The organism is Bifidobacterium amazonense (genome assembly GCF_018555435.2).
Classification (GTDB): Bacteria; Actinomycetota; Actinomycetes; order Actinomycetales; family Bifidobacteriaceae; genus Bifidobacterium; species Bifidobacterium amazonense.
Genome location: NZ_JAFEJT020000106.1, coordinates 1 through 4073 on the forward strand (window position 1 = coordinate 1; position 4073 = coordinate 4073).

The 4073-nt window shown below is 59.5% G+C and carries 5 protein-coding genes; 1 reads left to right on the forward strand and 4 read right to left on the reverse strand.

The annotated features are described in order from the left end of the window. Positions 1 to 61: 61 nt before the first annotated feature. Entirely contained in the window at positions 62 to 1243 is a 1182-nt protein-coding gene (locus JS533_RS13360) for a tyrosine-type recombinase/integrase (protein ID WP_241515290.1), read from the reverse strand. A gap of 121 nt (positions 1244 to 1364) precedes the next feature. Between JS533_RS13360 and JS533_RS13365 the strand changes: the two genes are divergently transcribed. Next, positions 1365 to 1949, forward strand: coding sequence for a DUF2335 domain-containing protein (locus JS533_RS13365; protein ID WP_241515292.1), 585 nt, complete (start codon positions 1365 to 1367; stop codon positions 1947 to 1949). Positions 1950 to 2113: 164 nt separating this feature from the next. On the opposite strand, the gene JS533_RS13370 is transcribed toward JS533_RS13365, so the two are convergent. The 3 genes from JS533_RS13370 to JS533_RS13380 all read right to left on the reverse strand — a co-directional run. Beyond that, a complete protein-coding gene (locus JS533_RS13370; protein WP_241515293.1) occupies positions 2114 to 3274 on the reverse strand; it encodes a 3'-5' exonuclease in 1161 nt (386 codons plus the stop codon). Between the two features lie 12 nt (positions 3275 to 3286). Further along, positions 3287 to 3670: an ImmA/IrrE family metallo-endopeptidase gene (locus JS533_RS13375; RefSeq protein WP_241515295.1), complete on the reverse strand. Its 384-nt coding sequence runs from the start codon at positions 3668 to 3670 to the stop codon at positions 3287 to 3289. A 19-nt stretch (positions 3671 to 3689) separates the two neighbouring features. After that, positions 3690 to 4073, reverse strand: a 384-nt coding sequence (locus tag JS533_RS13380; protein WP_241515297.1) for a helix-turn-helix domain-containing protein, incomplete at its 5' end; no start/stop codon positions are given.

Here is a 4073-nt window from a genome sequence, read left to right on the forward strand (position 1 = left end):
GTCGGACCAGCGGGATTTGAACCCGCGGATACGAAAGCCGTAACCCCTACTGCCGCAAGGGCTACGAGGCTTCCGTGAGATCGTCTGCCCACATTTTGCCCACATTCTGCGAGACGAGCAGCGCGCTCATCCGCGACGCCAGCTCATCCAGGTCATCGTCGAACAGGTCCGCGTACACGTCCAGGGTCATCGCCGCGCTCGCATGGCCGAGCTGGTGCTGCACTGCCTTGACGTTCGCGCCGGCCTTGACCATGAGGCTCGCCGCGGTATGCCGCAGGTCATGGCACGTCAGCCGAGGCACCTTCGCCTGGATGCTCGCCTTCGCGTACCAGCTGCGGTCGTCGGATTTCGGCGAATGCGGCTGATGCACGTACCCGTCCTTGGTGGTCGGATCCGCGAACACGAGCTCGTCCCCTCCCCTGCCCCTGCATATGGCGCGCAGCAGCGGTTCGAGTTCGATCGGGTACATGACGCGGCGTATCTCGTAGGTCTTCGGCGTGCCGACCACGATATGCCGGTTGATCTGGGTGGCGCTTTTGTTCACGTCGATGCGCCGCGCCGTGAAGTCGATGTCGGCGATGGTCAGGCCGACGCATTCGCCCCAGCGCAGGCCGGTCAGGCCGAGCGTGAGCACGAGCGTGCGGCGCAATGGGGTGTCGCACGCGTCGGCCAGTGCGGCGAGCTGCCGGCCGGTCAGATACGTGTGCTTCGATTTCGTTTTGCGTGGCAGTTCGATGCCGCGTACGGGGTTTGCGGGGATGCGCCGGTCGGCGACCGCGTCGTCGAGGATCCCGGCGAGGACGCCATGCGCGCGCAGCACGACGCTCGCGCTTTTCGGCGCCTCCACCCATTCGCCGGTCTCATCCGATCTGACGCCGGCGCTGATCGACGCCACCCATTGCTGCGCGGCCTCACGGGTGACCGCGGCCACCGGCACGCTCCCCCACGTGGGCTGGACCCATTTGTTCCATGCGCCTTCCAGATCATCGTAATAGCTGGGCTTCGTGGCAAGCCTCTTTTTGGCGAGCCACGCTTCGGCGAGTTCGCCGACCGTGGCCTTGCCCCGCCGCGGGTCGATGTACGTGCCTTCGGCCTTCGCGACGGTGATGTTCTTCGCGGCCCAGTTCTCCGCATCGACCTTGCGTTTGAACCCGCGCTTGTCGGTCTGGGTGCCGTCGGGCTTCCTGTAGCGCACCCGGTAGCGCACTCCCCCGGCGGTCTGGTATTTGGTGACGTTCGTCATGGTAAGCGCCTTCTTTTTCTGTTGTTTTCCGTGTTTTTCTATGCTTTTCGCCTGTTTTCATGTGTCTTCAAGGCGTTTTTGTTATCATGCGGATAACACGCATACGAAAATTGGAGGGGTGATGACCGATGAGAGCATCGACCAGAAAAGCGGTGATCCGGGGATTCAAGGCGGGGATGATGGCCGGGCTGACCGGCAGGACGCGCCGCTCGGAACCTCCGAAAATGCTGACATCGCTCGAACTGCAAACCAAGGCGTGGAACATGACCGGCGACGCGATCCGAAAGGCGATGGATCGCCAATAGTCGGCTATGCCATGTCCCATGTCGAAATGACGTCCAGTCCGCTGCCATCCAGCAAGGAGCTCGCGGGATACGAGCACGTGTTGCCGGGGGCGGCGGATCGCATCTTGAGTATGGCCGAGGACTCCCTGCACTCCGAGATCGACTATCAGAAGCAGCTCGTGGAGATCTACCGCGAGGATCGCAGGGCGGAGAACTGGGTGTACAAGTTCACGAGCGCAGTGTTCTCCCTGATGCCGGCTGCGGCGTTCACCAGTTCCGTGGTGTTCTTCGCACTCGGCATGAACCCGGCCGCACTCATCGGGTTTGCGGGTAGTATCGCACTCCTTCTCCCCCAGATCATTGATGCGATAAAAGGACGCAGAACGTTCAAGTCGGACAATTCGGAAAAAGATAAGCCCTAGCATTTTCGGGTACGCTTCGCCCTCGCCACCGCCATGGCGCTCGCGGTATAGTGGAGGGCGAAGCAGCCTCCTTTCTTCTCTCGTTGGTTTGTTTCACTGGCCGGTTGGATGTTGGCGCATCCGCCGGTGTTCTCCCCACTGGCATTGGCGTGCCGGCGGGGATTTCACTTCTTGTGCTTTGCCCTGACCCGGCTCTTCATGTCTTTCTTTTGTTTGAAACACCAAATGGTCAGCAGTACGCTGGGAATTCCGACGATGAGCATGTATGGGGCGATGAAACAGATGGCAATCACCACAATGTCCAGGAGCACAAGGATCCATAGCAAAACGGCATAGGTTATGTAGGCCGCTTTCGAAACCGAGCCTTTGACCTTGGCTTTTGTTTCCTCCGGAAGGCTGTCGTATGCAGTTTGGACAGTCTTCCTCGCGTCATCGATTTTCTTCGCCGCATCGATTGCTTTGCTTATGCCGCCGGTGCCCGCCTTGCCTTCAAGCCGCTGCTGCACCTTGAGCGTCGCTTGGCAATCCGCCAAAGCATCATGAGCATGATAACGGTATCCGCATTCTTTTGCGGCGTTCTCCAGCTTGTAGTACGGAGTGTAGTGGTACCGGCGACCGTATTCGCGCATGGTGTCCATGACCTTCGACTTGTCTAATCGCAATCCGAGTTCGCCCAGAAACGCGAGGTCGAAATCGGCGTTGTAGACGCATACCTCCTGCGCTCTGTCGAGAATGGCTTGGATCTGCTGCAGATCATCCTGGATTGAGGGTTTGTCCGCGACGTCCAGCGGACTGATGTGGTGGATCCGCTGCGCTTCGGGCCATGAGTCGTGTCGTTCCGGCCTATACAGATTGTTGGTCAGTACGTTGCCGTCTCCGTCGATAATTGACAGTTGCAGGATCTCGTCATATTGCGGATGCAGCCCTGTGGTCTCGGTGTCCAGGACGATTCTCGGAATGGGATCGTCTGCAACGGTTGATTGGCTTTTTTCGACGATCTTGCAGCTGAGATAGGTCCCGTCATCGATGATGGAGGCCTTCTCTTCCCATGAGAACGACTGGATCTCCCTCCCGACCAATGGTTCCAGCACGGCGTAGGCGTTCCGAGCCTGCGCGCCCACTTCGAACACCGTCTCTCCCTTGCTGTTCCTGATGGCAAAATGGGGTTTGCGACCCTTGGGCTGGGGAATGCTTTCCACGCTGCATACGCCGAAACGCCGCTTGTCGAACGGAGGCTCCGGCGCAACCACCGTTTTCACACCGACGTTGAACGTCGTGGTCCCATGCAGCTTATCCCGACTCTGCTTGTACTCAATCCTCGACATATGCCGTTCTCCTTATAACCCGTGATCGTGCAGCCACTGCTGATAGTCCTCGACGACCTGCACCGGCCTGTCCAATGCGATGGCGATGGCCGACGAGTCTCCCCCGTACATACGCTCCGCCGCCGCGAACTCCAACGGCTGGATCGTCTGCAACGCGGTCTGGATCCGCGCACGCCGCTCCGCCTTCCCGTACTGCGGACCACACCCTGGATCCCGATACCTGGCATGCACCAGCTCATGCACCAACGTGCAGTACTTCGCGTACTCGGGCAGATCCTCGTCGATGAGGATGAGCCGTGGCCGATCGCAATAGTAGCCGCACGCATGTTGGCCGAGCGGGCGCTCGCGGACTGGTATACCCATGCGTTCGGCTTGTTCGAGCAGGTCCTCGTACATCTATCTCTGCCTGTCCTCGTTAATCGTGGGGCGTGGTGCTCTCGTACTCTTTGTTGGGGTCGATACTGGCCGCCAGGTGGAATCTCTCGGGGTCCGCGGCGATCTGGTCGGCGAGCGCGTCGATGTCATCGTTGGATACCGCATCACGGGTGGCGGTATCGGGGCTGTATTCGCCCATCTCGTCGATGAGTCTTTGGTATGCGGCATTGAATACGTCTCGAGGATCTACGCCGATCAGTTCGCACGTATTTAGCAACGCTTCCATTGGCATTGACGGCTTTGCATTCAGCCATCGGGAGTATCCCGATTTTGAGTGGCCGAGTTTTTCGGCTACCTCTGCCTGAGATGTTTCATGCCGGGCGAAGCTGGCTTTTAGTTCCAGTCCGACCAACTGCGAGAATCT

What these genes read in the sequence shown, in the direction of transcription:
- JS533_RS13365 (WP_241515292.1), top strand. Translation starts at nt 1,365, where the DNA reads ATGACCGATGAGAGCATCGACCAGAAAAGCGGTGATCCGGGGATTCAA.
- JS533_RS13375 (WP_241515295.1), bottom strand. Translation starts at nt 3,670, where the DNA reads ATGTACGAGGACCTGCTCGAACAAGCCGAACGCATGGGTATACCAGTC.
- JS533_RS13360 (WP_241515290.1), bottom strand. Translation starts at nt 1,243, where the DNA reads ATGACGAACGTCACCAAATACCAGACCGCCGGGGGAGTGCGCTACCGG.
- JS533_RS13370 (WP_241515293.1), bottom strand. Translation starts at nt 3,274, where the DNA reads ATGTCGAGGATTGAGTACAAGCAGAGTCGGGATAAGCTGCATGGGACC.